Origin of the sequence: Mycobacterium sp. DL99, from assembly GCF_004762045.1 — a bacterium.
In the GTDB taxonomy this organism is placed as follows: Bacteria; Actinomycetota; Actinomycetes; order Mycobacteriales; family Mycobacteriaceae; genus Mycobacterium.
Window position 1 is genome coordinate 3,379,603 of sequence record NZ_SJOM01000007.1, and the last position, 26,788, is coordinate 3,406,390.

Annotated in this window: 29 protein-coding genes; 16 read left to right on the forward strand and 13 right to left on the reverse strand. The window is 66.0% G+C overall.

Going from position 1 to position 26,788, the window contains the following annotated elements:
* Positions 1 to 20: 20 nt before the first annotated feature.
* Positions 21 to 1,598 carry a class I adenylate-forming enzyme family protein gene (locus EYZ64_RS16665; protein WP_135454871.1) on the forward strand — a complete coding sequence of 526 codons (1,578 nt, stop codon included), beginning with the start codon at positions 21 to 23 and terminating at the stop codon, positions 1,596 to 1,598.
* Here EYZ64_RS16665 and EYZ64_RS16670 read toward each other — a convergent pair whose 3' ends face one another.
* On the reverse strand, positions 1,599 to 2,783 hold the full coding sequence (locus EYZ64_RS16670; protein ID WP_210115662.1) for a cytochrome P450: 1,185 nt from the start codon (positions 2,781 to 2,783) through the stop codon (positions 1,599 to 1,601). It lies immediately after the preceding gene.
* Between the two features lie 64 nt (positions 2,784 to 2,847).
* On the reverse strand, positions 2,848 to 3,222 hold the full coding sequence (locus EYZ64_RS16675) for an NYN domain-containing protein (RefSeq protein ID WP_167857860.1): 375 nt from the start codon (positions 3,220 to 3,222) through the stop codon (positions 2,848 to 2,850).
* A gap of 98 nt (positions 3,223 to 3,320) precedes the next feature.
* Between EYZ64_RS16675 and EYZ64_RS16680 the strand changes: the two genes are divergently transcribed.
* From EYZ64_RS16680 to EYZ64_RS16695, 4 genes are read left to right on the forward strand one after another with little or no spacing between them, the layout of a single operon-like run.
* Positions 3,321 to 4,598 carry a GTP cyclohydrolase II gene (locus EYZ64_RS16680; RefSeq protein WP_135454875.1) on the forward strand — a complete coding sequence of 426 codons (1,278 nt, stop codon included), beginning with the start codon at positions 3,321 to 3,323 and terminating at the stop codon, positions 4,596 to 4,598.
* Entirely contained in the window at positions 4,595 to 5,812 is a 1,218-nt protein-coding gene (locus tag EYZ64_RS16685; protein WP_135454877.1) for a URC4/urg3 family protein, read from the forward strand. The genes EYZ64_RS16680 and EYZ64_RS16685 overlap by 4 nt, the downstream gene beginning before the upstream one ends.
* A gap of 11 nt (positions 5,813 to 5,823) precedes the next feature.
* On the forward strand, positions 5,824 to 6,453 hold the full coding sequence (gene upp, locus EYZ64_RS16690; protein WP_135454879.1) for a uracil phosphoribosyltransferase: 630 nt from the start codon (positions 5,824 to 5,826) through the stop codon (positions 6,451 to 6,453).
* Positions 6,454 to 6,487: 34 nt separating this feature from the next.
* Positions 6,488 to 7,210: a CPBP family intramembrane glutamic endopeptidase gene (locus EYZ64_RS16695; protein ID WP_135454881.1), complete on the forward strand. Its 723-nt coding sequence runs from the start codon at positions 6,488 to 6,490 to the stop codon at positions 7,208 to 7,210.
* Between the two features lie 11 nt (positions 7,211 to 7,221).
* Here EYZ64_RS16695 and EYZ64_RS16700 read toward each other — a convergent pair whose 3' ends face one another.
* The 3 genes from EYZ64_RS16700 to ripD all read right to left on the reverse strand — a co-directional run bounded on the left by EYZ64_RS16700 (position 7,222) and on the right by ripD (position 9,823).
* The gene (locus EYZ64_RS16700; RefSeq protein ID WP_135454883.1) at positions 7,222 to 8,004 is read right to left on the reverse strand and encodes a hypothetical protein; all 783 of its coding nucleotides are present in this window, start codon (positions 8,002 to 8,004) and stop codon (positions 7,222 to 7,224) included.
* Positions 8,005 to 8,059: 55 nt separating this feature from the next.
* On the reverse strand, positions 8,060 to 9,121 hold the full coding sequence (locus tag EYZ64_RS16705) for a M48 family metallopeptidase (RefSeq protein ID WP_167857861.1): 1,062 nt from the start codon (positions 9,119 to 9,121) through the stop codon (positions 8,060 to 8,062).
* A gap of 75 nt (positions 9,122 to 9,196) precedes the next feature.
* Complete coding sequence (gene ripD, locus EYZ64_RS16710; protein ID WP_135454887.1) at positions 9,197 to 9,823, reverse strand: NlpC/P60 family peptidoglycan-binding protein RipD; 627 nt, start codon at positions 9,821 to 9,823, stop codon at positions 9,197 to 9,199.
* A 346-nt stretch (positions 9,824 to 10,169) separates the two neighbouring features.
* Here ripD and tenA point away from each other — a divergent pair, with 346 nt between their 5' ends.
* Complete coding sequence (gene tenA, locus EYZ64_RS16715) at positions 10,170 to 10,853, forward strand: thiaminase II (RefSeq protein ID WP_135454890.1); 684 nt, start codon at positions 10,170 to 10,172, stop codon at positions 10,851 to 10,853.
* A gap of 56 nt (positions 10,854 to 10,909) precedes the next feature.
* Here the strand turns inward: tenA and tpx are convergent, their stop codons facing one another.
* Positions 10,910 to 11,401, reverse strand: a complete 492-nt coding sequence (gene tpx, locus EYZ64_RS16720) for a thiol peroxidase (protein ID WP_135454892.1) — start codon at positions 11,399 to 11,401, stop codon at positions 10,910 to 10,912.
* A 62-nt stretch (positions 11,402 to 11,463) separates the two neighbouring features.
* Between tpx and EYZ64_RS16725 the strand changes: the two genes are divergently transcribed.
* The gene (locus EYZ64_RS16725; protein WP_135460064.1) at positions 11,464 to 12,357 is read left to right on the forward strand and encodes an aminoglycoside phosphotransferase family protein; all 894 of its coding nucleotides are present in this window, start codon (positions 11,464 to 11,466) and stop codon (positions 12,355 to 12,357) included.
* A gap of 5 nt (positions 12,358 to 12,362) precedes the next feature.
* Here the strand turns inward: EYZ64_RS16725 and EYZ64_RS16730 are convergent, their stop codons facing one another.
* Both EYZ64_RS16730 and EYZ64_RS16735 read right to left on the reverse strand, forming a co-directional pair.
* On the reverse strand, positions 12,363 to 12,686 hold the full coding sequence (locus EYZ64_RS16730) for a hypothetical protein (RefSeq protein ID WP_135454894.1): 324 nt from the start codon (positions 12,684 to 12,686) through the stop codon (positions 12,363 to 12,365).
* Positions 12,687 to 12,846: 160 nt separating this feature from the next.
* Positions 12,847 to 13,812, reverse strand: a complete 966-nt coding sequence (locus tag EYZ64_RS16735; RefSeq protein ID WP_135460065.1) for an o-succinylbenzoate synthase — start codon at positions 13,810 to 13,812, stop codon at positions 12,847 to 12,849.
* Positions 13,813 to 13,939: 127 nt separating this feature from the next.
* On the opposite strand from EYZ64_RS16735, the gene EYZ64_RS16740 reads away from it, so the two are divergent.
* Both EYZ64_RS16740 and EYZ64_RS16745 read left to right on the forward strand, forming a co-directional pair.
* Positions 13,940 to 14,191 (forward strand): hypothetical protein, encoded by a 252-nt coding sequence (locus EYZ64_RS16740; protein ID WP_135454896.1) that lies wholly within the window; start codon positions 13,940 to 13,942, stop codon positions 14,189 to 14,191.
* Between the two features lie 18 nt (positions 14,192 to 14,209).
* A complete protein-coding gene (locus EYZ64_RS16745) occupies positions 14,210 to 14,872 on the forward strand; it encodes an MOSC domain-containing protein (RefSeq protein ID WP_135454898.1) in 663 nt (220 codons plus the stop codon).
* 25 nt (positions 14,873 to 14,897) lie between these two features.
* Here EYZ64_RS16745 and EYZ64_RS16750 read toward each other — a convergent pair whose 3' ends face one another.
* Positions 14,898 to 15,551, reverse strand: coding sequence for an HD domain-containing protein (locus tag EYZ64_RS16750; RefSeq protein ID WP_135454900.1), 654 nt, complete (start codon positions 15,549 to 15,551; stop codon positions 14,898 to 14,900).
* Positions 15,552 to 15,687: 136 nt separating this feature from the next.
* Between EYZ64_RS16750 and EYZ64_RS16755 the strand changes: the two genes are divergently transcribed.
* Positions 15,688 to 16,659: a GlxA family transcriptional regulator gene (locus tag EYZ64_RS16755; RefSeq protein WP_135454902.1), complete on the forward strand. Its 972-nt coding sequence runs from the start codon at positions 15,688 to 15,690 to the stop codon at positions 16,657 to 16,659.
* A 10-nt stretch (positions 16,660 to 16,669) separates the two neighbouring features.
* Here the strand turns inward: EYZ64_RS16755 and EYZ64_RS16760 are convergent, their stop codons facing one another.
* Entirely contained in the window at positions 16,670 to 17,359 is a 690-nt protein-coding gene (locus EYZ64_RS16760) for an Rv0518 family GDSL lipase (RefSeq protein WP_135454904.1), read from the reverse strand.
* Positions 17,360 to 17,516: 157 nt separating this feature from the next.
* A complete protein-coding gene (locus EYZ64_RS16765; protein ID WP_135460066.1) occupies positions 17,517 to 18,731 on the reverse strand; it encodes an acyltransferase family protein in 1,215 nt (404 codons plus the stop codon).
* A gap of 409 nt (positions 18,732 to 19,140) precedes the next feature.
* On the opposite strand from EYZ64_RS16765, the gene EYZ64_RS16770 reads away from it, so the two are divergent.
* Positions 19,141 to 19,392, forward strand: a complete 252-nt coding sequence (locus EYZ64_RS16770) for a hypothetical protein (RefSeq protein ID WP_167858131.1) — start codon at positions 19,141 to 19,143, stop codon at positions 19,390 to 19,392.
* Between the two features lie 18 nt (positions 19,393 to 19,410).
* Here the strand turns inward: EYZ64_RS16770 and EYZ64_RS16775 are convergent, their stop codons facing one another.
* The gene (locus EYZ64_RS16775) at positions 19,411 to 19,962 is read right to left on the reverse strand and encodes an Rv1352/Rv1906c domain-containing protein (protein ID WP_135454907.1); all 552 of its coding nucleotides are present in this window, start codon (positions 19,960 to 19,962) and stop codon (positions 19,411 to 19,413) included.
* A gap of 100 nt (positions 19,963 to 20,062) precedes the next feature.
* On the opposite strand from EYZ64_RS16775, the gene EYZ64_RS16780 reads away from it, so the two are divergent.
* The 5 genes from EYZ64_RS16780 to EYZ64_RS16800 all read left to right on the forward strand — a co-directional run bounded on the left by EYZ64_RS16780 (position 20,063) and on the right by EYZ64_RS16800 (position 25,902).
* Complete coding sequence (locus EYZ64_RS16780; RefSeq protein ID WP_135454909.1) at positions 20,063 to 21,223, forward strand: alkaline phosphatase family protein; 1,161 nt, start codon at positions 20,063 to 20,065, stop codon at positions 21,221 to 21,223.
* A gap of 47 nt (positions 21,224 to 21,270) precedes the next feature.
* Positions 21,271 to 21,603, forward strand: coding sequence for a DUF732 domain-containing protein (locus EYZ64_RS16785; RefSeq protein WP_135454911.1), 333 nt, complete (start codon positions 21,271 to 21,273; stop codon positions 21,601 to 21,603).
* 38 nt (positions 21,604 to 21,641) lie between these two features.
* Positions 21,642 to 22,106 carry a DUF5078 domain-containing protein gene (locus EYZ64_RS16790; protein ID WP_135454913.1) on the forward strand — a complete coding sequence of 155 codons (465 nt, stop codon included), beginning with the start codon at positions 21,642 to 21,644 and terminating at the stop codon, positions 22,104 to 22,106.
* A 416-nt stretch (positions 22,107 to 22,522) separates the two neighbouring features.
* Positions 22,523 to 23,008, forward strand: a complete 486-nt coding sequence (locus EYZ64_RS16795; protein ID WP_286175001.1) for an MmpS family transport accessory protein — start codon at positions 22,523 to 22,525, stop codon at positions 23,006 to 23,008.
* A complete protein-coding gene (locus EYZ64_RS16800) occupies positions 23,005 to 25,902 on the forward strand; it encodes an MMPL/RND family transporter (protein WP_135454915.1) in 2,898 nt (965 codons plus the stop codon). Before EYZ64_RS16795 ends, EYZ64_RS16800 begins: the two co-directional genes overlap by 4 nt.
* Here the strand turns inward: EYZ64_RS16800 and EYZ64_RS16805 are convergent.
* A complete protein-coding gene (locus EYZ64_RS16805) occupies positions 25,899 to 26,672 on the reverse strand; it encodes an ArsR/SmtB family transcription factor (protein WP_135454917.1) in 774 nt (257 codons plus the stop codon). The two genes, EYZ64_RS16800 and EYZ64_RS16805, sit on opposite strands and share 4 nt — an antisense overlap.
* Positions 26,673 to 26,788 lie beyond the last annotated feature (116 nt).

The window sequence follows — 26,788 nt, forward strand, 5'->3', positions numbered from 1 at the left end:
CCATTGGAGATGATGGGCGGGTGACGCAATCTCCGCTGACCGTGCCCGCGCTGCTTCGGCACAGTGTCACCGAGTTCGGTGAGTCCGAATACCTGGTCACCCCCACCGGCCGGCTCACCTACCTCGAGGCCGAGCAATTGTCGGCGCGGCTGGCGCGGTGGCTGTTGCACGAAGGGGTGGGCAAAGGCAGTCGCGTGGGCCTGTTCTTCCCGAACAGTGCCGAGTGGGTGGCGTGGTGGCTCGCGGTGTCGCGGATCGGAGCGGTGGCAGTGCCGCTGAGCACGCTGTACACACCCACCGAGATCGCAAAAGTGTTGCGGCTGGCCGATATCGGTCTGCTCGTCGCCCCCAGCACGGTGCTCAACATCGACGTCGCCGAACGGTTGGAGGCAGCCCTGCCCGAACTGGCGGGCCACGCCACGAACCGACTGACCCTGCGCGCCGCCCCCTATCTGCGCCATATCGCGCTGATCGGGGCCAGCAACCGACCGTGGGCATCGCGCGAGGGCGACGAGACCGACGACCAGGTACCGGCCGAGGTCCTGGCCGCCGCGGAGGCCGAGGTCTCCCCCGCCGACCTCGCCGTCATGGTGCACACATCCGGGTCCACCGCCGATCCCAAAGGCGTCCTGCACACCCATGGCACGCTGGTGCGCCAGACCTCGACCTGGCCCGCCGCCATCCGGGCGATCACCGGGTCACAGGACCGGTCCCGGATCTTGTGCGCCATGCCGTTCTTCTGGATCGGCGGACTGCTCGCGGTGACCGGCGCCCTGCACGAACCCGTCACCCTGGTGGTCATGCCGAAACTGGATCCGGAAACCGCACTGGATCTGGCTGAGCGGGAACGGATCACCGGGATTGTGGGCTGGCCGGCGTTCACCCAGCGGTTGCGCGACCATCCGTCGTTCGCCGACCGCGACCTGAGCAGTGCACCGATGCTGCGCGACGGCCCGCTGGATATCGCGATGACCGATGTGCCCGACGGATTCCCGGTGCACCGCACCATGTCGGAGACCGCAGGCGGATTCGTCTTCACCGACATGGCCATCGTCGATGAGCACGGCTCCCCGGTCGCGTCCGGGGAGACCGGCGAACTCATGATCCGCGGTATCGGGGTCATGGCCGGGTACAACAAGCGCGAACGGTCGGAGACCTTCGACGCCGACGGCTGGTACCACACGGGCGACAAGGTGTACCGGCGCGACGGCGACCCCCGTCTGTTCTATGTCGGGCGCACCACCGATCTGATCAAGGCCGCCGGGGCCAACGTCTCCCCCTTGGAGGTCGAGGCGGTCATCGCCGCGTCTGCCGGCGTGGCGCAATGTGTGGTCGTCGGCATCGACGATCCGCAACGCGGCGAGGAGGTCTGCGCGGTCGTGGTGCCCACCGCGGATCTCGACCTGAGCGCCCTCGCCGACTATGCGCGGGAGCAATTGTCCGCCTACAAGGTGCCGACCCGGTGGGCGCTGACCACCGGTGACCGGATACCGACCCTGTCCAGCGGAAAGTTTGACCGGAAAACCCTGCGGCAGTTGATCATCGACGAAGAGGTCGAGACGGTACGCCTGCGGCCTGCGCGACCGCCGGCGAGCTGATCACGCTGCGCTGAACCGCACTGGCATCGAATGGATGCCGTTCATCAGGTTCGAACGCACTCGCTGCACCGGCCCGGTGACCTCGAGATCCTTCATCCGGTGCAGAATTTCGGGGAAGATGGCCGCCGCTTCCACCCGGGCCAGGTTCGCGCCGAGACAGAAGTGTGTTCCGCCGCCACCGAAAGCCAGGTGCGGATTCAGATTTCGTCCGATGTCGAACCGGTCGGGATCGGTAAAATGTGCCTCGTCGCGATTGGCCGACGGGAAGAACATCGCTACCCGCTCGCCTTCGGCGATATGAACGCCGTGCAGTTCAGTGTCTTTCGTTGCCGTGCGGGTGAATGCGGTCACCGGACTGACATAGCGGAGCATCTCCTCGACCGCCGTGGACAGCAGCCCAGGGTCGGCCGCCAGCCGAGCGTGTTCGTCCGGGTGCTCCAATAGCGCCAGTGTTCCCGCCGAGACCAGGTTGCGGGTGGTGTCTCCCCCGGCATTGATCATCAACAGGAAGAACATGTTGAATTCGAGGTCGGTGAGGTGTTGGCCGTCCACCTCGGCATTGAGCAGCGCGGTCGCAATGTCATCGCCCGGTTCGGCGCGCTTGCGTTGCGCCAGCGCCGACGCGTACTCAAACATTTCGATCTGCGCCTGCAGCACCGTGTCTGTGGCTTCGCCGACGTGCTCCGAGTTCATGGCCTCGGTGAGGAAATACAAGCGGCGACCGTCCTCGTGGGAGATGCCGAGGAGTTCGGCGATCACATACGACGGCAACGCGCCGGCGATGTCGGACACGAATTCACACTCACCGCGGTCCAGCACCCCGTCGACGATCTCGGCGGCCAGGCAGCCCAGCCGCTCGCGCAGCTGGGTGACATGTCGCGGGGTGAACCCCTTGCTGACCAGCGTCCGAAGCGCGCTGTGCCGCGGCGGGTCCATCGTCAGCATCATGAGTTCGAGTTGATACGAATTCTCCGGTAGCGGAACGTCGAAGAGCACTCCGGTTCGTTGCGAGGACCACGTCGCGCTGTCCCGAGACACCGCGAGGACCTCGTCATAGCCGGTGAGTGCCCAGAAGCCCGCTCCGTCCGAATACGGATGCCACGCCACCGGAGCTCGCCGCCGAAGTTCCCGGAATGCCTCGAATGGCACACCCGCCTCATACACCGCTGGATCGGTCAGGTCCACACCGCTGATGCTGACCGCATCGTCGAGCATGTCGTGACGGTAGTGCACCGTAACGCCCGGATACTCAGAATCGCTCGATCAGATCGCGGAATCCGGCGGCCGGCTGCACGAGCGCGCCAGCCTCGCGGACGCGCGCGGCCAGCCCGCTGTCCGATGTCACGACGGTGATCTCGCGGGGTCGAGGAGCAGCCCCGACCAACCGCACGATCTCGTCGTCGGCGGAGTTCGCACTCGCCCGCGGAGCGTGACCCACCTCGACGACTGCGGACTCGATCGGCGGCGTCGTCGGCCCTTCGAACACCACCATCACCCGGTGTCCCTCGGCCGAGGCCCAGCGCTCGAGCCGCTCGACCAAACCGACCATCGCGCCTCGACGGTCCTTCCACCAGCCGTCCGGCTTCGAGCCGATCACATTCATGGCGTCCACGATCCACCGCACCCGACCGACGGTACGGGCACACCGCATGCAGAACCCGCCGAATCGGAGTTGACTGGAATGTCTCAGCCGGGCACATGCACGGAGGAAGGAGCACCGGAATGGTCGCCGACTCAGGTGGTGGTGTGTCCGCGGAGCCGACAAAGGCCCGGCATATCCGGCTGACATCCCACAGTGCTGTCGCGGGTACTCCGACGATCCAGTGGGCCGCACCGAGCGCCGCCGAGCGCGGTCCGGTGATCGGTACCACCACCACGCGTGCGCATCGCAACGTGATCGGCACCCACAGTGGCTCGTATGGCGTGTACCGCGCATTGGCCGTTGCCGCGGGCGCGCTCTCGCCCGAGCACCGTGCCGATCTCACCAACACCGCCCCCACCGACGTGATCGGGCCGTATCCGCAGTGGAGCCAACCGGATGCGATCGTCAGCATGGATCCCTGGGGCGCGATGGTCGCCGACGCGTTCACCACCGAACTGGCGGCGGGTTACGACATCCGGCCGACCATCGCGGTAACCAAGGCTCATGTCATCGTGCCGGAGATCGCCACGGCCATCGCGGCCGGCCGGCTGCACCCGGATGGCCGTGTGCTCCTGGAAAATGGTGCGGCGCTGGTGACGAAGGCCGCGATCGAGCCGGTGTGGTTCCTTCCCGGGGTGGCCGCCCGGTTCGGCTGCACCGAAACCGCGCTGCGCCGCGTGCTGTTCGAGGAGACCGGGGGCATGTACCCCGAACTCGTCACCCGCGGTGACCTTGAGGTGTTCCTGCCCCCGATCGGCGGGCAGACCGTGTACATCTTCGGCGCCCCACGCGATCTGGCCGATCCGAGTGTGGAACTGACCGCCCGGGTACACGACGAGTGCAACGGCTCGGACGTCTTCGGTTCCGACATCTGTACGTGCAGGCCCTATCTGACGCACGCGATCGAGGAGTGTATCGCCGGGGCCCAGCGTGGCGGCGTCGGTTTGGTGGCCTACTCACGCAAGGAGGGCCGCGCACTCGGCGAGGTCACCAAATTCCTGGTCTACAACGCACGCAAGCGCCAAGACGGCGGTGACACCGCCGACCAGTACTTCGCCCGCACCGAATGCGTGGCGGGCGTGCAGGATATGCGGTTCCAGGAGCTCATGCCCGATGTCCTGCACTGGCTGGGGGTACGCAAGATCCACCGCCTGGTCTCGATGAGCAACATGAAATACGACGCGATCACCGGTTCGGGGATCGAGGTCGGCGAGCGGGTCAACATCCCCGACGACCTGATCCCCGCCGACGCCCGGGTCGAGATCGACGCCAAGATGGCCGCCGGCTACTTCACCCCGGGGCCGGTGCCGGGCGCGGACGAACTCAAGATCGCCAAGGGCCGCGGACTTGCCCCATGACCGCAACCTTGGACGGCTCGGCGGCCGTCGCCGCCCTTCGTACCACCGCCGCGATCCGCGAACGGGCCCAACATCTTCTGCAGCGCGCTCGTGCCGGCGATTCGCCCTGGTTCGCGGTCGACGACGACGCCCTGGACCACGCAGCAGTCGAGGTCGCCGAAGTCACCCGCACCCGCTACCCCACGCTCGCCATCCCGTACCACAGCCGGTGGCGCCATTTCGAGGCCGGCGGCCTGGACCGCCGCGCAGAGTTGGCAACGCGCACAACCGGTGTGGTTGGCGCAACCCAGGCCCGCTCGATGATCGACCTGGTCGTGATCAGCGTATTGCTGGATGCCGGGGCCGGAACCGACTGGCATTACCTCGAATCCGGCACGGGCCTTCGGCTGACCCGATCGGAAGGGCTGGGGGTGGCCAGTTGGCATGCGTTCTGCGGTGGATTGTTCTCCGACGACGCGAGCGATCCGCTGCGGGCCGATGCCACCGCGCTGAACCGCCTCGACGCCGACAGTCTGGCCGGCGCCTTCCAGGTGGGTCCCGGAAATCCGTTGGTGGGGCTGGCCGGTCGGGTCGAGCTGCTGCACCGGCTGGGCACGCAATTGGCGGCTCGCCCCGATGTGTTCGGCCCGCAGGGTCGTCCCGGCGGGTTGTTCGACACCGTGACAGGTCCGACCGTCGCGGCCGACGACCTGCTCTCGACGGTGTTGGACACGTTGTCCGGAGTGTGGCTCACCGACAATGCCATCGGTGGCCAACCGCTCGGTGACTGCTGGAGGCATCGGGCGGTCCCCGGTCCCGGCCTCTCGCGCGGATGGATGCCGTTTCACAAGCTCTCGCAGTGGCTGACCTACTCGCTCCTGGAGCCGTTCGAATGGGCAGGTGTACAGGTCACCGATCTCGATACGCTGACCGGGTTGCCCGAATACCGCAATGGCGGTCTGCTGCTCGATACCGGCGTACTGCGGTTACGCGATCCCGCACTCGCCGAGAGAGACTGGGCGGTGGGCGACGAGATCGTGGTCGAATGGCGGGCGCTGACCGTTGCACTGCTCGACGAGCTGGCGCCGCTGATCCGCCGCCATCTCAACGCCCCGCAGCTGCCACTGGCCTGCGTACTGGAGGGCGGAACCTGGGCGACCGGGCGGGAACTCGCCGCACGCCTGCGCGATGGCCGCCCTCCGTTGTCCATCATCAGCGACGGCACGGTCTTCTAGGAGAGTCAGCCATGGGCAACCTGCATGTCATCGACCACCCGCTGATTCAGCACAAGCTGACCCTGATGCGACAGAAAGACGTGTCCACCAACGGGTTCCGCCAATTGCTCAACGAGATCTCGATGCTGATGAGCTATGAGGTGCTGCGTGACATCCCGGTGCACGACATCGACATCGAGACCCCGCTGGAGTCCACGACCGGAGCCGTGATCGACGGCAAGAAGCTGGTCTTCGTGTCGATCCTGCGCGCCGGCAGCGGCATTCTGGAAGGCATGCTCAGCGTGGTTCCGAGCGCCCGGGTCGGCCACATCGGCCTCTACCGCGACCCGAAAACGCGTGTGGCCGTGGAGTACTACTTCAAGCTTCCCGGCGATCTACACGAACGTGACGTGGTGGTCGTCGATCCGATGCTGGCCACTGGCAATTCAGCCGTCGCCGCCATCGACCGCATCAAGGAATACGAGCCCCGATCCATCAAGTTCGTCTGCCTGCTGACCTGCCCCGAGGGGGTCGCGGCGATGCAGCAGGCACACCCCGAGGTGCCCATCTACGCTGCGGCACTGGACCGGGAACTCGACGCGGCTGGGTACATCGTTCCCGGGGTCGGAGACGCCGGTGACCGGATCTTCGGGACCAAGTGACGGTGGCCGTCCAGGGCCAGTAGCCTCTGGCCGCATGGATGCCGTTCAGGAAGTGCCGACCGTACCGGCCGGGCCCACGCACCGCTGGGGCCTCGGTGCGTTCGTCATCGTCGAGGCCGTCTATCTGCTCACCTCGGCATCGTTCGGACTGTTCGCACCTCCCGGCGCACCACCGCCCTGGTTGATCACCCTGGCGATCGGAGTGCCGACACTGGTCGCCGCGGCCCTGGCCGTCGCGATCGCGACATGGCGAGGCAACGGTCCCCGCATCGACTTCCGGTGGCAATGGTCCTGGCGTGCCATCGGTCTCGGTTTGGCCTTCGGCATCGGCGGACTGTTCGTCACGCTGCCTGCCGCGTTGCTCTACCAATCCATCGTCGGGCCCGACGCGACGTCGGCGGTGGGAGGCGTGTTCGAAGGCGTTCGCACCACCTGGCCGGTGGCGATCACCGTCCTGCTGCTGGTCGCGGTCATCGCGCCGATCTGCGAAGAGGTGGTGTACCGCGGCCTGCTGTGGGGTGCGCTCGAACAACGCTGGGGACGCGTCACGGCGGTAACGGTGTCCACCCTGGTGTTCGCGCTCGCCCACCTCGAACCTCAGCGGGCACCGCTGCTACTGGTGGTGGCAATCCCAATTGCGTTGGCCCGGCTCTATTCCGGGAGTTTGTGGGGCGGCATCATCGCGCACCAGGTGACCAACCTGCTGCCCGGCATCGTGATGATGTTCGGCCTACTCGGGATGATGCCGGCCGGCTGAGTCACGCCCGACTACCGCTTGCGGTCGCGCACCTTGTACGTCGAGGGCCACGACAGGCGGGATTCATCGCCCACCAACGGAGTTCCCGAACCGCCGACCCGGACGTCATAGGCCTCCTGTCCGGCGCCGACCTCGCGGTTGGCATGCTCCTGGGCCAGGTAGTAGAGCTGGTCGATCTCGGCTTCGGAGAACGCCACGAAGGTGGTCTTGCGCACGATGTCGTTCATGCCGGCCGTCATTCGGTCGGGCAGAACACGTGAGGCCATCGCGGCCAGGCCCAGCAGGATGAACGGGATGACCCAGTAACAGATGAACGGCAGTGGAGTCTTTGTGTCCAGAATCGTGGCGTCACTCTGCACGATCGGCGGGATCGCCGAGGAGATCGTCATCCCGGCGAACGCACCCACCCAGATCCAGCTCAGGACCTTCACGATCCGTTGAAACAGGTCACTTTCCACGACTCCGGGCGGTTGGCCCGCCGCGGCGAACTCCAGCACGAACGGCTTGCCGATCAGCAGGCCGATGAGGGCGACCAAGAAGATCCCCGCAGTACTCAGCGGTTGGATCCAGCGCTCCATGACATCCTGGCTGAGCACCAGGGTCAAGATCGTGAGCACGGTGAAGGTAGCGAGTGCACCGACCTCCAGGGTGCGTCCCGGCGTGCCAGAGATCCGGCTGATCGTGAACGTCGCGATGGCCGTCGCCAGCGCCACCAGCACAGCGACAACGAACGGCACGTTGCCGACGAGTACCCAATAGATGATCCACGGCGCGAAGCCAAACAGGATGCCCACGAGCGCCTAGTCTAGGGGCTTACCGTTGATCCGACGGCAACTACCCACCGGCGCGCTATTCCTCGCTCGGCTTGGTGTTGCGACGCCACTCGGAGATCTTGCGGCCCATCGAGTCGGCCGCACTCGTCGCGGCCTGCCCCACCCCGTCGACCACGCCGCCCAAGCCATCCCGAATGCCCCGGATCAACGGGTCGTTGGACTGGTCGAACCCGTCCTTGTAATGGCGTGCCGCCGCACTCACGTCATCGGTCCAGCTCGCCGTCGCATCGTCGGACCGCAGCGGATAGTTGCCGGCCATGATCGCGCCGTATCCACCGGTATCGACCCACTTCGTCAGCGCCGCCGCGCGAAGCACCGAGAAGGGATGCGTTTGCAGCTCCAGGTTGAGCAGTTTGAGCACCCCGTCGCGCATGTCGCCGGTCGCGTCATAGTCCCGTGCCTGAGCCAGGAACGCCTGCGAGTCGAGCTTGTCGAGGTGCCGGCCCGCCGCCAACTTCAGCTCGACCCGGATCGCCATGTCGAAGTCCTGTCCGCACAGCAGACCCGCCCGGTCGCCCGAAAGTTCTGATTTGCGTTGCCATTCCTGGAGGGCGGCGACGATCGCGCGCAGTGCCCAGCCGCCGATCGGGACGAAGCCGAACGACGACGCCAGCCGCAGCAGGTGATGGAGCATCGTGCGGTAGACGGCGTGACCACTGAGGGCGTGGCCGAGTTCATGGCCGATGACGAACCGCATCTCGTCATGCGTCATCAGTTCATACATGCCCGACGTAATGACGATGAACGGGTCCTCCATGCCGATGCAGTACGCATTGGCTTCCGGCGACTGGATGATGAACATCTCCGGGCGCACCTGGGCGTCGAGCACCTGAACGCATTCGTCGAGCAGCGCGTCGAGGTCGGCGAACTGCCGCGGACCCACCCGGGCGGAACTGGCCAGATACAGCAGCCGGTGCTTGCGTTCGCGCAGCATCCCGGACAACACCTTGAGGATCTGGTCGAATCCCTTGAGCCGGCGTAACGCGGTCAGCGCGGTCCGGTCCGCCGGATGCTCCCACGCCCGCGAACTGATGCCGGGAAAAACGGTCCGCGTAGTCGCAGGTGTCTGCTCCGTCAATGCAATACGCCCTTCGTCGTCGACGGCTCAAAGCCTACGGACTGTTGAGGCGCCTCAGACACACAATCTCGAGCGTCAGGCGATGATGCGGACCAGATAGGGAGTCATACCCTCGCCGCGCACCGGAGTGACCGCGACAGCGGGCTCGGTGCCCTGGATCATCTGGTTGTTCCCGAGGTAGAGCGCCACACTCTGGGTGCCCTCGGGTCCGTAGAAGATCAAGTCACCGGGCAGAGCCTGGGCGGGCAGCACCTTCTGCCCTACCTTGTACTGCTCGCCGGAGGACCGCGGCATCTTCACCCCGACTCCACCGAACGCGTAGACGATCAGCCCCGAGGCATCGAAGCCGACCACATTCGCCGACGGATCCGGCGCAACGCCGAAACCGGGGGTCAGCACCGGAGCGACCGGAGCGGTGACCACGGGAGTCGACAGTCCGGGTGTCAGACCGCCGCCCGCGAGCGGCGGCGTCACGGGAGCCAGGCCGGGCGCGGGCAGGCTGCGGGCGACGCCACGGGTGGGCCCGTTCATGTCCCCGCCGCCATAGCTGAAGGGCACACCGCGCTGTGACAGCGCGCGGGAGATCACGAGATCGACAAAGCGCTGGTTGCCGGTCGGGCGTTCGATCGGTGCGGCGCCGGCTAGTCCGGGAGCCGCTACCAGGAATGCCAGACCGAACAGAAGGGCAAAGGTACGTCTCATCGAACATCAACTCTCTCGACCACCAGAAGGCGACACCGGCCGCTGGTCGTTGTCAGCCGAGTCAACCATTTGTACCGCCCAACGATCCATTTTCCCAATTAGATTGGGGCACAAGCTCGATCAGATGCAGTACCGTGACCCAACGGTTACCGGAACGGCTTTGGGCAGCAGTCGTGACAGTGGCCGCCGCACTGCCGTCCACGCAGGACGCCGGGTTGCCGGCCGGCTGCTTCGGCAAAGTGCGCGGGGCAGGTCAGATTTGACCTCCCCACCGCGAAAATCGTTGTGGTGCACGGCACGCCGACGGGGCACACAACGTTTGCGGATCACCTGAGACCATGGTGGTATGCACCCCGATGCGAACCCGCAATCCTGGTCGGCCCGGCTCTGGGAGGCGATCGAGCCGACGTACACCGCGATCCTCGCGCACCCGTTTCTGACCGGCCTCACCGACGGCAGCCTGGATGACGCGGCATTCGCCCACTACGTGGCACAGGACGTGCACTACCTGCGCGACTACGCCCGCGCGCTGACGATCGTCGCCGCCAAGGCCCCCACCCTGGCCGATACGGCGATGTTCTCCCGACATGCCGCCGAGGTCTTCGATGTCGAACTGGGTCTGCACAACGAACTTCTGCCCGAGCTGGGGCTGGATGTCGCGGCGCTCAACGCGACGCCGGTCACCCCGACCACGCGCGCCTACACGAGTTATCTGCTGGCCACTACCTACAGCGGCACCTTCGCCGAGGGGTTGGCGGCGGTTCTGCCCTGCTACTGGATCTACGCTCAGGTCGGCGCGGCATTGCTGGAACGCGGATCGCCTGATCGGCGCTATCAGCGCTGGATCGACAGCTACGGCGGTGAGGAGTTCGCCGCGACTGTCGCCGAGGTGCTCGATCTGACGGATCGGGTCGGACCGACTCTGGGTGGGGCGGACGAAGCCGCTGCACGAGCCCATTTCGTGGTCACGGCGAAATACGAGTGGATGTTCTTCGATGCGGCCTATCGCCGCGAGCAGTGGCCGATCTGAGTGCCTGCCGGTCCCTCACCGGCGCGAGGCGCGCCGGTGAGGAAGGGTTACGACGATCAGAGCGCGGCCAGCGCGGCGTCGTAGTTGGGCTCCTGAACGATCTCGGGCACCAGTTCGGTGTAGGCCACGTTGCCGTCGGCACCGATGACGACGACGGCGCGTCCCAGCAGACCGGCCATCGGACCATCGGCCATGGTGATTCCGTAATCCTCGCCGAAGCTGTCGCGGAACGCCGACGCGGTGATGACGTTCTCGATCCCCTCGGCTCCGCAGAAACGGCTGAGCGCGAACGGCAGGTCCTTCGACACGCACAGGACCGTGGCGCCGCCGGCAGCGGCGCGCTCGTTGAAGGTACGCACGCTGGCGGCGCATATCCCGGTGTCCAGCGACGGGAAGATGTTCAGCAGCACTGACTTGCCCTGGAACTGATCGTTGGTGACGGTACCGAGATCGGTGCCGGTGACCGAGAAGCTGGGGGCCGGGCTACCGACTGCCGGCAGGTCGCCGACCGTGTTGATGGGGTTTCCCTTGAAGGTTATCTGTGCCATGGGGCACAGTCTGTCAAAACCGGGTGCTCGGCGGGCAGGCCGGGGTGCGACGATGGATCGCGATGATCGATCTGCCCGAGGCGGTGCGCGCGATGGGCGCGCGGGGACCGCAGTGGCAAGCGTGGGTCGATGGCCTGCCGCGAATGATCCGGGACCAGTTCGACGAATGGGACCTGCACGCCGACGGGCCTGCCTTTCACGGCTATTGCTCGATCGTGCTGCCGGTGCGGACCGGCGAAGGGGCGTTGGCGGTCCTCAAGGCCGCCTTCCCCGACGATGAGTCCGAACACGAACACCTGGCGCTACGCCGGTGGGCGGGTACCGGTGCGGTCCGGCTGCTGCGGGCCGATCCGCACCGCCGGACGATGTTGCTGGAACGGTTACAACAGCGAAACCTCAACGAGCTGTGGGACATTGAGGCCTGCGAGATCGTCGCGGAGCTCTACGCCCGGCTTCACGTGCCGGCCCTGCCGCAGTTGCGGTCACTCGCCCAATGCACCGAACGGTGGACCGCCGACCTGACACGACTCCCCCGCAACGCCCCGGTTCCGCGTCGGCTGGTGGAGCAGGCGATCACACTCGGCAAGGATCTGGCCACCGATCCCGCGACCACCGGCACCCTGATCCACAGCGACCTGCACTACGAGAACGTCCTCGCCGCCGACCGCGAGCCGTGGCTGGTGATCGATCCCAAGCCGATGAGCGGAGACCCGCACTACGAGGTCGCGCCGATGCTGTGGAACCGGTGGGACGAGCTGGCCGGTTACGTCCGCGACGGGGTCCGGCGGCGGTTGTCGACCCTGGTCGATGCGGCCGGCCTGGATGCGGACCGGGCCAGGGCCTGGGTGATCGTGCGCATGCTGCACAACGCGATGTGGGAGCTGACCGAGGCGGCCGATCCCGACGCGGACTCGTTGACGACCTGTGTGGCGATCGCCAAGGCCGTGCAGGACTGAGATTCTCAGATCACCTTGTAGGTGAGGTCGTACAGTGCGCCCGCCCCGCTGAACTGCTGGGTGAGCTCTCCTCGTCCCAACTCGTCCGAACAGATGAATATCGAGCCGACGTCCTCCATCTCGTCCGTACGCACATCCACCTCCCGCAACACGATCTCCAGCCGGCCGTCGAACGGCAGCAGTCGGTCCAGATCCACCACATCCCCCTGGCACATCGACACAGCCTTGAACTGGAATCCATCAGCTCTGCTGATACTGAGCTCGTCGGTCCCACCGGAGTCCTGGGTCTTTACGGCCCGGAGTTCCGAGAGCTTGGCGAACAACGACATGGCATCCTCCGTTGGATCTTCCCGCCAGCGGTAGCTGACCAAGTCGATTCTCGAGTTGCCGGGCCGGCGCACACATGCGTAGTGCGCTACTTGAATCTGTTCGGCGGAGCGTTCCCGGCCGGGTCGCTCGGCGACCGCCCGGAACATGCATCAGGGCTGTTCAAGAGGCAGATATGGCGCTCTGCAGGCGCTCGCGCCACCATGTCAGTCGCGCAGGGTCGGTGACTGCGTACCGCTCGAGTCGGTCACGCTGCGGAGCGGGGGGCATCGGAGCCACCGGCAGGTAGCCGTCGACCGCAAGGAGAGAACGGGAATCCGCGACGAGGTCGCCGGCGAGAAATCCTCTGGTCCCCAACTCGCACGCGAACGCCAACTCAGGGAGCGCGCCGGCCAGCGCGAGCCCCGCCGCCAGGCCGATGGTCGTCTCCAGCGTCGAGCTGACCACACAGGGCAGCCCGCAGGACTCGGCGACCCGCAATGCACGCCGCGCCCCGCCCAGCGGTCCGCTGGCGAGTACCGCGATGTCAGCTGCCTCTCCCAGGCGCAGGCCCATCGGGTCGTCGTCGTCGCGAATCGACTCACCGGCCCCGATGGGCACTTCGACCCGACGTCTGACCTGCGCGAGTTCATCGATCGTCCGGCACGGTTGCTCGACGAACTCCAGTCCACCGGCCGCCCGGTCGAGGGCCGCGATCGCGGTGACCGCGGTGTCCGGATCCCACCGCCCCTTGGCGTCACACCGGATCACCCCGCCCGCACCGAGCCCGTCGCGCACGGCCCGCACCCGCTCGACATCCTGCGCCAGTCCACCCGCGCCGACCTCGACCGCCGCGGTCCGGCAGCCCGATGCCGCCGCGATCTGGTGAGCGTGTGCGGCGTCGACGGCGGGAACGGTGACCGCGATGGGAATTCGCCCACGCACCGGGTCGGGCCAGCCGACGGTGCCCGGCTCGGTCGCCGCGGTGAGCCAACGACCCAGCGCCCGGTCGGTCGGCAGCGGGCTGAACTCCCCCCATCCCTGCGGCCCCTCGAGGAGCACGCCCTCCCGAACAGTGAGCCCACCGACCGGCTCGATGGTCGGAATGGCGAAGACGGGCGCACGGTCGAAGTCGATCAGGGTCTGCACAACCACGTGACGCTAGCGGACCGACCCGGCCACCGGCCGACAACGGGGCAACTGCCCGCGCCTCCGGTATGCGCGGCCTACACTGCGCGCATAGGCCGGTCAGGTGCGACTCATGAGGAGACAACCAATGACGAGCGCAGTGTGGCGCGGGATGTTCACCGTGGTGTCCGCGGCGGTGCTGTCGGCCGGGTCGATGGCCGTGGCCACGATCGTGACGCCGGCCCCGAGCTCGGCGTGCGCGCCCGGAGAAACGGGCGTCACCAACGGATGTTCACCGTTCTGTGTGCCGGGCCGGCAGCTCGACCTGGCGACCGGACTGTGCCTGCCGGTGCCACCACCGCCGGCCGTCCCGAATCGTGTTGCGACACCAAGTTACTGAGCAACTACGCTGGCTGTCATGGCGCAGGTACTGACGGTCAATATCGCACATCCACGACCCAATCCGGCCGAGGCAGGCGCCACCACCGGCATCGACAAGCGGCCTGTCGACGGGGCGGTCGCGGTACGCGCTCCGGGCCCGATGCACGGCGGGCTCGGTAGCGGCCTGATCGGCGACACGATCGGCGACCATCAGTTCCACGGCGGAAACGATCAGGCGGTGTACGCCTACGCGCGGGAAGACCTCGACGCCTGGCAGACCGAACTGGACCGGGAGATCGCCAATGGTGTGTTCGGCGAGAACCTGACCACCGCGGGCATCGACGTCACCAACGCCGTCATCGGTGAACGGTGGCGGGTCGGGTCCGACGGGCTCGAGCTCGAGGTGTCCCGACCGCGCATCCCGTGCCGGACCTTCGCCACCTGGTTGCAGATCAACGGATGGGTCAAAACCTTTACCAGAGCGGCGATTCCGGGTGCCTATCTGCGCCTGGTGACACCCGGGTCGGTATCGGCCGGCGACGAGATCGTGGTGACCGACAGGCCCGACCATGACATCACCATCGGATTCGTGTTCCGGGCGCTGACGCTTGAGCCACAACACCTGCCCGAGATCCTGCGGGCTGATGCCCTGCCGGCACCGCTGCGGGAGCTCGCCGAACGTCGCTCCAGCGAGAGCTGATAGCGGAATTCGGCTGCGGGGCAGGCTATTCCGGCCAGCTGTTGTTCCGGATCACCTCGACGAAGTCCTCGCGCACGAACGAGTCGTCGAAATGTGCGAGCACATCGGCGTTGACGGTGCCGAACGTCGACCCCGGCCGCTGCTGCACCCCATCGGCGAATGCGCGCAGGATCCGGTTCTTGAAGTCCGGCCTAGGATGCACGGCGGTGACGGCACTCAATTCGTCCGGGGTCAGGCCATCACGGCCGATCCCCAGCACATCGGTTTCGACCCCCGCTGTCACCAGCGCGATCTCGGGATCGAGGAACTCCGGCACGCCCGGGGTGGTGTGCAGCGCGATTCCCAGCCAGACCTTGCGCGCGGCGGCCTCGTCGACCCCGCGCTGCAACAGAAAGTCCCGCGCGGCATCGGCACCGTCGACCTCGAAACGCAATTGTGAGGTCGCACGGTACCGCTCGGTGAGTCCGAGGTCGTGGAACATCGCACCCACGTACAGCAATTCCAGATCGGGCGTCAGCCCCCGGCGTTGGCCTTGCAGCGCGCCGAAGTAGAACACCCGGCGAGAATGGTGGAACAACAGGTCATCCTCGACGTCGCGGATGTACTCGGTGGTCTCCCGCACCAGCGCGGTGTCCGGCAGGTCGATCCCGGCGATGTTGTTGGTCAGTGAAGTCGTCATGATGTGTCTCTCTCAAACGTGGATCAGTGGGTAGGCGGGTTCAGGTGCTAACGGTGCAACCAGTCTCCGACGCGGCCCTCGGCCCGGCCCATGTCCGATGCGCCACCTTTCCCACAGAAAGCGACACAATGGACCGATGGCACAGGCGGTGGGGCCACGTGAGGTCGTGATCGTCGTGTTCGACGGGATGAAACTCCTGGATGCCGCCGGACCCGCCGAGGTTTTCGCCGAGGCCAACCGGTTCGGCGCCGACTACCGCCTCCGGATCGCCTCGGTCGACGGCGCCGACGTCACCACCTCGATCGGCACGAGGTTCGCGGTGACCGATCGGATCGCAGAGATCACCGGCGTGGATACCGTATTGGTGTCCGGCGGAGACAATCTCGTGGGTCGGCCGATCGATCCCGGGCTGGTGGCAGCGCTGCGAGACCTACCCACCCGGACCCGACGGCTGGCGTCGATCTGCACGGGGTCCTTCATTCTGGCCGAGGCCGGCCTGCTCGACGGTCGCCGGGCCACCACACACTGGCGGCACGCACGGCTGTTGGCGCGGGCGTATCCCACGATCTCGGTCGAGCCCGACGCCATCTTCATCCGGGACGGAGACGTCTACACCTCGGCCGGAGTGTCGGCGGGCATCGACCTGGCATTGGCACTGGTGGAATCGGATTTCGGAGCTGAGCTGGTACGCAACGTCGCACGGTCACTGGTGGTGTACCTCAAGCGCGCCGGCGGCCAATCGCAGTTCTCCGCGCTGGTCGAGTCGGACGCGCCCGCGGAGTCGGCGCTGCGACGGGTGACCGACGCGATCGCGGCTGACCCGACCGCAGACCACAACGTGAAAAGCCTTGCGGCGCTGGCCTCATTGAGCACCCGACAGCTGACCCGGCTGTTTCAGGCCGAGCTGGGCACCACACCCGCGCGCTATGTCGAAACGGTGCGGATCGATGTCGCCCGAGCGGCCCTCGACGCGGGCCGCCAGGTCGGAGAAACCGCCCGGTTGGCCGGATTCGGGAGCGCCGAGACCCTACGACGCGTGTTCGTCAACCACCTCGGGGTATCGCCGAAGGCCTACCGAGACCGGTTCCGCACCACATCCAGTGGCTGAATGCGCACGCTCAGACCCAGCGCGGAAGCTCCTTGCCGATCAACGGCGCGATCTTGTCGGCCATATAGGCATGGCCGGCATCGGTCGGGTGGATACCGTCGGCGCCGATCAGCTCAGGGCGATCGAAGAACCAGCGCTCGGCGATCGGATCGACGAATGTCGCCCCCACCTGCCGAGCCTGGTCTCGCAGGATGTCACGAACGCCCAGCAGATTCGGCGGCACATCGGCATTCACCCACGGCGGACCGATCACCAGCATCCGAGCGGTGGGTGCGGACTGCCGGGCCGTGGTCAGGGCATCGTGGCTCAAGCTGGTGACCGCACCCAGATCGGAGTCCTTGTCGTTGCGCGACCCGAAGAAGACGATCAACGCGTCGTCGGGTTGCACCGCTCGGGCGGTCAGGTCGGCGAAGACGCTGCCGCGGTTGCCGCGGGCCTCGTAGCCGGCGCCACCCTCGGCCACCACATCGGCATCCACCTGCACGCCGCGTTGCGCCAACTCCTGCCAGGCCAGCGGGGCCCAGTTCCTCGGTCCCATGCCGCCCTCGGCGAGCATGCCTGTGGTGTAGGAGTCCCCGATCACCGCGATGTGGTTGATCTGGGGATCCAGGCCCGAGGTGACATAGCGCTGCTGAGGGGCCTGCGCGAACAGCCCCACCACGAGGGCGAGCGAGACAATGAAAGTGGCCAGACGACTCACTGCAACCTCCACTCCCAGCGAGACTCAGTTCGTCCCGGACCGCAATACGCCGAACAGCCTATGGTGTGAAGCTGGGCCGTAGATAGGCGGCCGGTGACACAGCGATAACAAGGGCATAACAACCTGTCGCACAGCGGCTTTGGATGGTTACAACGGGTCAGCCCGCGCGCGCTGAAACCTCGTCGGAGGTGTCCTCGGGCTCGGTGTCGATTCGGTGCAGTTTCTTTCCGACCGAGTCAACGGGACGGATGTCGACCATTCTGCGCATCCACCTCCTCGCCGGTTCCTCGACGAGGTGATAGAGCGCGATCGCGCCGACCAGTGCGATCGCGAACAGGCCGAGAAGCGTCAACTTGCCCGAGAGCGTGGGTGTCAGGGTCAGCTCGAATTGCCTGGTCGTCCAGATCCAGGCGGTGTGGACCAACTCGTGCACCATGTACAGGCCGAACGAGATCTGTCCGCCGTAGACCAGAAGCCGGGTGGACAGCAACGCGGGGAGGCTGCCGACGCCGACCGCCAGGGCGACCACCTGCGGGACGAACAGGATATCGACCATGCCGCCGGCGTCGCCGACGGTGTTCATCGGGTGCTTGTCGAAGAAGTACAGCCCGCCGACGATCACAACGCCCAGCACGATCGACAGGTAACCCGCGCGCTTCTGGGTCCGATCCGTCAGGTGCAGCTTGCGCACCGCCGCGCACGCCAACGCACCCGCGGTGAACTGCATGACGATCCTCGGCAGCCAGCTCCACGGGGTGTAGAAGTGGCCGGTGGCCATCAAGAGCACCACCGGTGGCACAGCGGCGGCGATGGCCAGCAGGACCAGGCTGCGCGCCCGGGTGGCCCGCGCGATCCGGAAGATCACCATGATCAGCGCTCCGAACAGCAGGTAGGCCAACCACTCCGCGCTGATCGACCAAGCGGGCCCGTCCCAGCTCGAACCGTCGAAGTAGGGCTGGAACCACAATTGCACCAGGAAGAGCTGACGCACGTAGCTGACGGCGTTGTAGCCGCTGGTGTCTTCGGGCGGGATATGCCCCACGTTGAGCGTGAAGATCAGCCACAGCGCGGCCAGGTGCAGCGTGACGAGATACACCGGCCACACCCGCGACAACCGCAGCCACAAGAAGTGCAACGTGGCCCGGGTGGACCAAGTTGGCCCCATTCGGTCGATGTAGTTCCAGGTCAAGACGAAACCGCTGAGGATGAAGAACAGGTCGACGCCCTGCGCGCCGCGGTCGAGTACGGGAGCCAGTGCCTTGGTGACATCGGGCGCCACCTGATACAGCAGGGGCCGGAAGTGGAACAGGACCACCCACACCGCTGCCACGATGCGCAGACCCGTCAGGGCCTTGATCTCTGCGCCGCGCACAACACCCTTTTCCGTATCCACTCAGCTGATTCGTCACTTCGCTGTTTTGTCATGTCATTGCCGCGGCTGGCCGGGCGGATCGGCCCGCGATTGACGCAACCGGCAGCTCTCGCAGACTAGCAGCGTGCCGTTACGGGGCGCGCTGTCCGCGCGGTGTGCACCACCTGGGCGACTCCCGCCCGCCGGCGACGGCGGGCTCGGATGATCTTGTGCAGCAAAGAAATTGACGCGCAGACACGGGAACGGTGACCGTCGTGGTCAGCGGCGACGCGGCGTGTCCGATTCCTGGCCGTCGACCGGATGGCCAGATAGGGTCGGGTCACGTGATCTCTCGGGGAGGTTTGAGATGACCAGCATCATCGGCCGCTGCACCGCAGGCATCGGCGCCGTATTGGCACCGCTCGGTCTGATGGCGGTAGTCACGGTGGCGACGCCGGCCGTCAGCTGGGCCGACTGTGGGGCCGGAGAATGGTGGGACCCGGTGGCAAGTGTGTGCCGGCCGCCGGTCGTGCCGTTGGGCTGTGAAAACGGTGCGTGGTGGGACCCGGTGGCCAACGACTGTCGCCCGCCGGTGGTGCCGTCGCCCCCGATGTGCGACAACGGCTGGTGGTGGGACCCGGTCGGGACTGCCTGCCGGCCCCCGCTGATCCCGCCCGGCTGATCACTCAGCGCCGGGTCATCAGGGCATCGGCACCGAGGAACCGTCGTAATTGCGGGCGTTGTTGTTGAGTGAATCCATCCACGCGCGCAGCTTGGCCTGGCCGACCAATGCCGGGATGGTGCCGTTGGCTGGGGTGTCGGGGACGGCGTCGGTCGGCTGCCACGGCTGGCAGCCACTGGTCTTGAACGCCTTGTCGGTGGCCTCGATCGTGATGACCTGTGGCTTCTTGGTGAACGCGTTGTCGATGATGTCGCCACCGTGCAGATCGGCCATCCGCTTCCAATAGCAGGTGCCGCCCTCGACCGGCCCAGCCGAGGCGTAGTTGCCGGGTTGGATATCGGTACCGACCATGAAGAGGCCGTCGTGGTCCATTGCCTTCGCAGCAGCCGGCGCAGCGGGGGCACCGGGCGCGGCGGGTGCAGCCGGTGCTGCATCGACCGGGCCCGGAGGCGGGCCGGGCGCGGGGACGGGCGCCGGCGTCTCCGGATCGGCACTGGCAATGCCACTGAACGCCCCACCTGCGGACACCGCCAAAGCGGCAGCGAAGATCACGGCTTTCATCGGCTTCATGAAAACCCAGCGTACCGGGCAAAGCGGTGTGGTCGGGCGCACTTGCGGGGAGGTCTGCATTGCCAAAACCCGCTGACGTGATCTGTGGCACGCTCGCGGAGTGGAGTCTCCGCGTCCCGATCCCGATGCACCCCACCTGGCCGACGTCGTGCCCTCGGTACTCGCCGCGATGGGGGCGCCAGGATTCGAACCGCGTCTGTTCTGGTCCAGCCCGATCCGCGGCGCATGTGTCCTGCTGATCGACGGGCTCGGCGCGGAACTGCTCGCCACCCATGCCGCCGATGCGCCGGTCCTGACGGCCTTGGCCGACCAGTCACCCTCCCGGACTCTGAGTGTCGGGTTTCCATCGACCACGGCAGCAGGATTGGCGGCCATCGGCACCGGGCGCCGCTCGGGCGACCACGGTTTTGTCGGCTACTCGTTCCGGGTCCCCGAGGCCGGTCCGGAATTCGACGTCATCAATGCGCTGCGGTGGCGCCCCCATCCGTGGGGGCCGGACCTGCGCGACCGTGTGGTGCCCGAGTTGATTCAACCGTCGCCCACCACCTTCGAGCGTGCTGGGGCGGCCGGGTTCGAGGTCTCGGTCGTCTCGGGCGCCGAGCACGCCGGTTCGGGTCTGACCCGGGCGCTCCTGCGCGGCGGACGCTATGTCGGGGTGACCGCACTCGGCGATCTCGCGGCCGGGGTCATCGCAGCCGTCGCGGGCAGCGGCTTCTGCTACGGATACCACGCCGACCTCGACTTGGTGGGCCACCTGCACGGACCCGGCTCGCCTGCGTGGCGGATGCAGTTGCGGCAGGTCGACCGCCTGGTGGAATCGGTGTTGGAGGCCCTGCCGTCAGAATGCCTGCTGACCGTGGTGGCCGACCACGGGATGGTCACCGTGGACCCGGCCGCCGTGCACGACATCGACGAGTGTGAACCGCTGCGCGACGGCGTGACCGCCATCGGCGGCGAGGCCCGCGCCCGCCACGTCTACACCGCCGCCGGGGCGGCCGACGACGTTCTCGCGGCGTGGCGCACCACCCTGGGCGATTCCGCGTGGGTGATGTCGCGAGATGAGGCAATCGCTGAGGGGTGGTTCGGCCCGCGGGTACGCGACGACGTCCGATCCCGCATCGGCGACGTCGTCGCCGCGGCCCGCGGGGCCGCCGCGTTGCTGCGGCGTTCCGTCGAGCCCATGGAGTCGTCGTTGATCGGCCATCACGGTTCGCTGACGAGCGCCGAACAGTATGTCCCGATGGTGTCTGCAATCGGATGAGTAAACCGCACACACGAAACAGGCTTAGATGGGCTAAGATTCACCGCATGAAGCTTGCAGGTCTGGCAGCAATCGGCGCCGCGGCGGCTATCGCCTTCGCCGCTCCCGCACAAGCCGATCCCGACACCGATTTCGCGAATGAGCTGCACACTTTCGGCATCTATGGGCAGCGTGACTACAACGCCTGGATCGCCAAGATCATGTGCAAGCGACTGCACAACGGTGTCGACCACAATGCCCAGGACTCGGTCGGTTTCGTGAAAAAGCAGCTGGCCAAGGACAGCTCCGATGCCCAGTCGTGGCAGTTCCTTGGTACCGCAATCAATTACTACTGCCCCGATCAGCGCTTTATCTACGAACAGGCCGCTAACCGGCCGTAGTCTGATTCCCGACGCCGATCTCAGAGCTTTGGAGCGAGATGTTGAATCGCAAGAGTGTCAAGAACCTGATCCGTACCGGAGTGGCCGCCTGTGCCGTCGCCGGGAGCTTGGCCGGGGCCGGCATCGCCTCGGCCGACGCCACCGATGACTACCCGATCCCCAACCGGATCCTCAGGACGCCGTGCACCGCGGAGCAGATCATGGCCGCCGCCCGCGACGTCGAACCGGTGTACTACGAGCGCTACATGATCGACTACAACAACAAGCCGGTCGCCGATCAGCAGGGCGCCCAGGACCGGATCCACTGGTTCTTCTCCATGGACTACGCGGGCCGCCGCCAGTACTCCGAGAACACCGCCACCAACGCGTTCTTCGAGAACATGTCCTGGCGCTGGCCGAACTGGGCCAAGCTGTTCTTCAACAACAAGGGCGTCGCGGCCAACACCACCGACGTCTGCCAGAACTACCCGCCCAACGACATGTCCGTCTGGGATTGGCACTAGCCACCGAGTTCGATGAGGACGGGGCCCCGTCGCCGGTCACGCGGCGGTGGGGCCCCGCTTTATTCCCGTTAGCTCCATCACAATCGGTGGCTCCGCCGAGGCCCGCTTGCTTTTTGCGCAATACGAAAAAGCCGCTCCACCTCGCCCTGCGCACCTCAGGGCAACGTTCGACGATCATCCAAGGCTGGACATTGGGCGCGCGGAGTCAAGGCTGTGTCACCGTTTTGCGACTCATTTAAATAGGCTAATATCTCGCTAAGTTCTGGTTAGCCATTCGGCTAGACAACGAGACGGATCGAGGTGAACATGGCGAACAGGCCCTCCCCCTCGGGCTGTCCTGCCGCCTGCGTGTCGACCTCGCCCCACCTGCACATTGCCCACATTGCCCACACCCGACGGACCGGTGCCTTTTCACGATGATCAACGCGACGACCAACGCGACGAAAACCCCTCGCCGGAAACAGTTTTCGATTTCAGGCCTGGCAAGGAAGTTCTGGATTCCGTTGATCATCATCGTGGTGGTGTTGGTGGGCGGGTTCACGGTGATGCGGGTACGCACGTTCTTCGGCGCAGGCGGCGGTTCGGGTATCTCCAGTGCCAAGGTCGATGACACCAAACCGTTCGACCCCAAAGTCGTGGTCTATGAGATCTACGGCGAGCCCGGGGCCACCGCGGACGTGAACTATCTCGATCTCGACGCTCAGCCCCAGCGCATCGACGGGGTGACCCTGCCGTGGACGCTGCGGTTGGAATCCACCGCACCGTCGGTGTTCCCCAACATCGTGGCCCAGGGCGACGGCAGCACGATCAGCTGCCGCATCACCGTCGATGACGAACTCAAGGACGAGAGAACCTCCAACGGCGTGAACGCCCAGACCTTCTGCTTGGTGAAATCCGCATGAGCACCCACGACGCCCCGACCGAAGCCTTCCCGGTCACCGGGCCGCGGCATGCCCAGCACGGCGGGATCGCCAAGTGGATCCGGCGCTTGGCAGTGCCGATCATCATCGGCTGGGTCGCCCTTATCGGCGTCCTGAACACCGCTGTGCCCCAGCTCGAAGAGGTGGGCAAGATGCGGTCGGTGTCGATGAGCCCCGACCAGGCGCCGTCGATGATCGCCATGAAGCGCGTCGGCGAGGTGTTCCAGGAGTTCAAGTCCAACAGCTCGGTCATGGTCGTGCTCGAGGGCGAAGAGCCACTGGACATCAAGGCGCACGATTACTACGACGAAGTCGTCGCCAAGCTCGAGGCCGACAAGGCGCACGTCGAGCACGTCCAGGATTTCTGGGGCGACCCGCTGACCGCCTCCGGTGCGCAGAGCTCCGACGGCAAGGCCTCCTACGTGCAGGTCTACACCGCCGGCAACCAGGGCGAGGCGCTGGCCAACGAATCGGTCGAAGCCGTCCAGAAGATCGTCGAGAGTGTCACGCCGCCGCCGGGCGTCAAGACCTATGTGACCGGGCCGGCCGCGTTGGCCGCCGACCAGCACATCGCCGGTGACCGAAGTGTCAAGATCATCGAGGCGCTGACCTTCACGGTCATCATCATCATGCTGCTGCTGGTCTACCGGTCCGTCGTCACGGTGATCCTCACCCTGGTCATGGTGGTGCTCTCACTCTCAGCGGCACGCGGCGTCGTCGCCGCTCTGGGCTACTACGACATCATCGGCCTGTCCACGTTCGCGACGAACCTGTTGGTGACTCTGGCGATCGCCGCGTCCACCGACTACGCGATCTTCCTGATAGGCCGATATCAAGAGGCCCGAAGTATCGGTGAGGACCGGGAACAGTCCTACTACACGATGTTCCACGGCACCGCGCATGTGGTGCTCGGCTCGGGTCTGACCATCGCCGGCGCCACGCTGTGTCTGCACTTCACGAATCTGCCGTACTTCCAGTCGCTGGGCATCCCGTTGGCCATCGGCATGGTCACCGGCGTTGTCGCCGCCCTGACCCTGGGGCCGGCCATCATCACGGTGGCCAGCAAGTTCGGCAAGACGCTGGAACCCAAGCGGGCCATGCGCACCCGAGGCTGGCGCAAAATCGGTGCGGCCGTGGTGCGTTGGCCCGGACCGATCCTGATCGCCACCATCGCGCTGTCGCTGATCGGTCTGTTGACTCTCCCCGGCTACCGGACCAACTACAACGACCGCAAGTATCTGCCTGCGGATCTGCCGGCCAACACCGGGTACGCCGCATCCGACCGGCACTTCTCCCAGGCGCGGATGAACCCCGAACTGCTGCTGATCGAGAGCGATCACGATCTGCGCAATTCCGCCGACTTCCTGGTCATCGACCGAATCGCCAAGCGGATCTTCCAGGTGCCCGGTATCTCCCGGGTCCAGGCCATCACGCGCCCGCAGGGAACGCCGATCGAGCACACCTCGATCCCGTTCCAGATCAGCATGCAGGGCACGACCCAGATGATGAACATGAAATACATGCAGGACCGCATGAAGGACATGTTGAAGATGGCCGACGAGATGCAGACCACCGTCGACACCATGCAGCAGATGCTGGTGCTGGTGAAGGAAATGTCCGACACCACCCACAGCATGGTCGGCAAGATGCACAGCATGGTCGCCGACGTGGCTGAAATGCGGGATCACATCGCGGATTTCGACGATTTCTTCCGGCCGATCCGCAACTACCTGTACTGGGAACCGAAGTGCTTCAACATTCCCATGTGCTGGTCGATCCGGTCGATCTTCGACACCCTCGACGGTATCGACACCATGACCGATGACATCCAGAAGATGATGCCGGACTTGGATCGTCTCGATCAGCTGATGCCCCAGATGCTCACGATCATGCCGCCGATGATCACGACGATGAAGAACATGAAGAACATGATGCTGACCATGCAGGCCACGATGGGCGGTCTGCAGGATCAGATGGAAGCGATGATGGAGAACCAGACGGCCATGGGTCAGGCCTTCGACGCTTCCAAGAACGACGACTCGTTCTATCTGCCACCGGAAACCTTCGATAATCCGGACTTCAAGCGCGGCATGAAGATGTTCCTGTCCCCCGACGGGCATGCGGTGCGGTTCATCATCAGCCACGAAGGCGACCCGATGAGCCCCGAGGGAATCTCCCACATCGCGGCGATTCAAAACGCCGCCAAGGAGGCGATCAAGGGCACCCCGCTGGAGGGATCCAAGATCTACCTCGGCGGTACCGCGGCCACCTTCAAGGACATGCAGGAAGGCGCCAACTACGACCTGCTGATCGCCGGAATCGCGGCACTGTGCCTGATTTTCATCATCATGCTGATCCTCACGCGCAGCGTGGTGGCCGCGGCGGTCATCGTCGGCACGGTGGTGCTGTCCCTCGGCGCATCCTTCGGTCTGTCGGTGCTGATCTGGCAGCACCTGATCGGCCTGGAACTGCACTGGATGGTGCTCGCGATGGCGGTCATCGTGCTGTTGGCCGTCGGCGCGGACTACAACCTGCTACTGGTGTCCCGGTTCAAGGAGGAGATCCACGCCGGCTTGAACACCGGCATCATCCGCGCCATGGGCGGCACCGGGTCGGTGGTCACCTCGGCGGGCCTGGTGTTCGCGTTCACCATGATGTCGATGGCGGTCAGCGAGCTCGCCGTGATCGGCCAGGTCGGCACCACGATCGGCCTGGGCCTGCTGTTCGACACCCTGGTCATCCGGTCCTTCATGACCCCGTCGATCGCGGCCCTGATGGGCAAGTGGTTCTGGTGGCCGCAACGGGTGCGTCAGCGTCCGCTGCCGGCGCCTTGGCCCACGCCCGTCCAGCGTGAGCCGCAGGACTCGCTGGTCTAGTCAGCCTGCTCCAGCCCGGACTTCAGGCTGGACAGCCTGAGCGGCCAACCGTGCGCGATCAGTTCCCGCACGATGCTGCCCGGGTCGAACCCGTCGTGGGTCACAGTGAGCTTCACCTGATCCCCGACGGGTTCGATGTCGAACGACACCCGTGACCGGCGTTCGGCCGCGGCCTGGGCAATGGCCTCCTCGCTCAGATCCGGGGCGATCTGCTGCAGGTCAGGCGTGAACGCGTGGAACATGAAGGCCATCCGCTGGTACGGATCAGACTCGACGATCACCTGCTCGGGGTCCTCGATGCGAAGCCCGTTATCGACCCAGACGTAGGTCGAGCCCCTCTGCCATTCTGATTCGATGGCGTGCCCCAGGTAGCCGCGGGAGAACGCCGGATTGGTGATCGCCTGCCACAGCCGTTCCGGGGTGGTGCGGATATAGGTCGTGTACACGAACTCTCCGGCCGGGTTGGGAGTCTCCAATACCGTCTTCAGGTCCGCGAGGGTCTGCATCCTCGTGGAGTCGTAGCGGTCGATCCAGCGGTCCGCGATGGCATTGATCGGTTCGGCGTTGACGTAGTGCAGTTTTTCCCGGCCCTGGCGGACTGTCGTGACGAGGTTGGCCGCCTCCAACACGGCCAGATGCTTGCTGACCGACTGCCGAGCCATCGACAGGCCGCTGCAGAGCTCTCGCAGACTCTGTCCGTCGCGGTCATTGAGGCTGTCCAAAAGTAGCCGCCGACTCGGGTCCGCCAGTGCTTTGAAGACTTCGTCCACCCTCGCCATCTCCTCACACGCTTCCGATCGGTCGTCCGTGTCAATCATGCAGCCCACAGGCTGCATGTCAACTTTCACTCACGCCGAGGACGGGCGCCAGAACCATGAATGAGCAC

Excerpts from the sequence above, each read along its gene's own strand:
- EYZ64_RS16740 (WP_135454896.1), top strand. The coding sequence starts at position 13,940 with ATGACGAGCGCAGTGTGGCGCGGGATGTTCACCGTGGTGTCCGCGGCG.
- EYZ64_RS16800 (WP_135454915.1), top strand. The coding sequence starts at position 23,005 with ATGAGCACCCACGACGCCCCGACCGAAGCCTTCCCGGTCACCGGGCCG.
- tenA (WP_135454890.1), top strand. The coding sequence starts at position 10,170 with ATGCACCCCGATGCGAACCCGCAATCCTGGTCGGCCCGGCTCTGGGAG.
- EYZ64_RS16795 (WP_286175001.1), top strand. The coding sequence starts at position 22,523 with ATGATCAACGCGACGACCAACGCGACGAAAACCCCTCGCCGGAAACAG.
- EYZ64_RS16695 (WP_135454881.1), top strand. The coding sequence starts at position 6,488 with ATGGATGCCGTTCAGGAAGTGCCGACCGTACCGGCCGGGCCCACGCAC.
- EYZ64_RS16685 (WP_135454877.1), top strand. The coding sequence starts at position 4,595 with ATGACCGCAACCTTGGACGGCTCGGCGGCCGTCGCCGCCCTTCGTACC.
- EYZ64_RS16770 (WP_167858131.1), top strand. The coding sequence starts at position 19,141 with ATGGCGGTAGTCACGGTGGCGACGCCGGCCGTCAGCTGGGCCGACTGT.
- EYZ64_RS16755 (WP_135454902.1), top strand. The coding sequence starts at position 15,688 with ATGGCACAGGCGGTGGGGCCACGTGAGGTCGTGATCGTCGTGTTCGAC.
- EYZ64_RS16745 (WP_135454898.1), top strand. The coding sequence starts at position 14,210 with ATGGCGCAGGTACTGACGGTCAATATCGCACATCCACGACCCAATCCG.
- EYZ64_RS16725 (WP_135460064.1), top strand. The coding sequence starts at position 11,464 with ATGATCGATCTGCCCGAGGCGGTGCGCGCGATGGGCGCGCGGGGACCG.
- EYZ64_RS16775 (WP_135454907.1), bottom strand. The coding sequence starts at position 19,962 with ATGAAGCCGATGAAAGCCGTGATCTTCGCTGCCGCTTTGGCGGTGTCC.
- EYZ64_RS16680 (WP_135454875.1), top strand. The coding sequence starts at position 3,321 with ATGGTCGCCGACTCAGGTGGTGGTGTGTCCGCGGAGCCGACAAAGGCC.
- EYZ64_RS16750 (WP_135454900.1), bottom strand. The coding sequence starts at position 15,551 with ATGACGACTTCACTGACCAACAACATCGCCGGGATCGACCTGCCGGAC.
- tpx (WP_135454892.1), bottom strand. The coding sequence starts at position 11,401 with ATGGCACAGATAACCTTCAAGGGAAACCCCATCAACACGGTCGGCGAC.
- EYZ64_RS16785 (WP_135454911.1), top strand. The coding sequence starts at position 21,271 with ATGAAGCTTGCAGGTCTGGCAGCAATCGGCGCCGCGGCGGCTATCGCC.
- EYZ64_RS16790 (WP_135454913.1), top strand. The coding sequence starts at position 21,642 with ATGTTGAATCGCAAGAGTGTCAAGAACCTGATCCGTACCGGAGTGGCC.
- EYZ64_RS16730 (WP_135454894.1), bottom strand. The coding sequence starts at position 12,686 with ATGTCGTTGTTCGCCAAGCTCTCGGAACTCCGGGCCGTAAAGACCCAG.
- ripD (WP_135454887.1), bottom strand. The coding sequence starts at position 9,823 with ATGAGACGTACCTTTGCCCTTCTGTTCGGTCTGGCATTCCTGGTAGCG.
- upp (WP_135454879.1), top strand. The coding sequence starts at position 5,824 with ATGGGCAACCTGCATGTCATCGACCACCCGCTGATTCAGCACAAGCTG.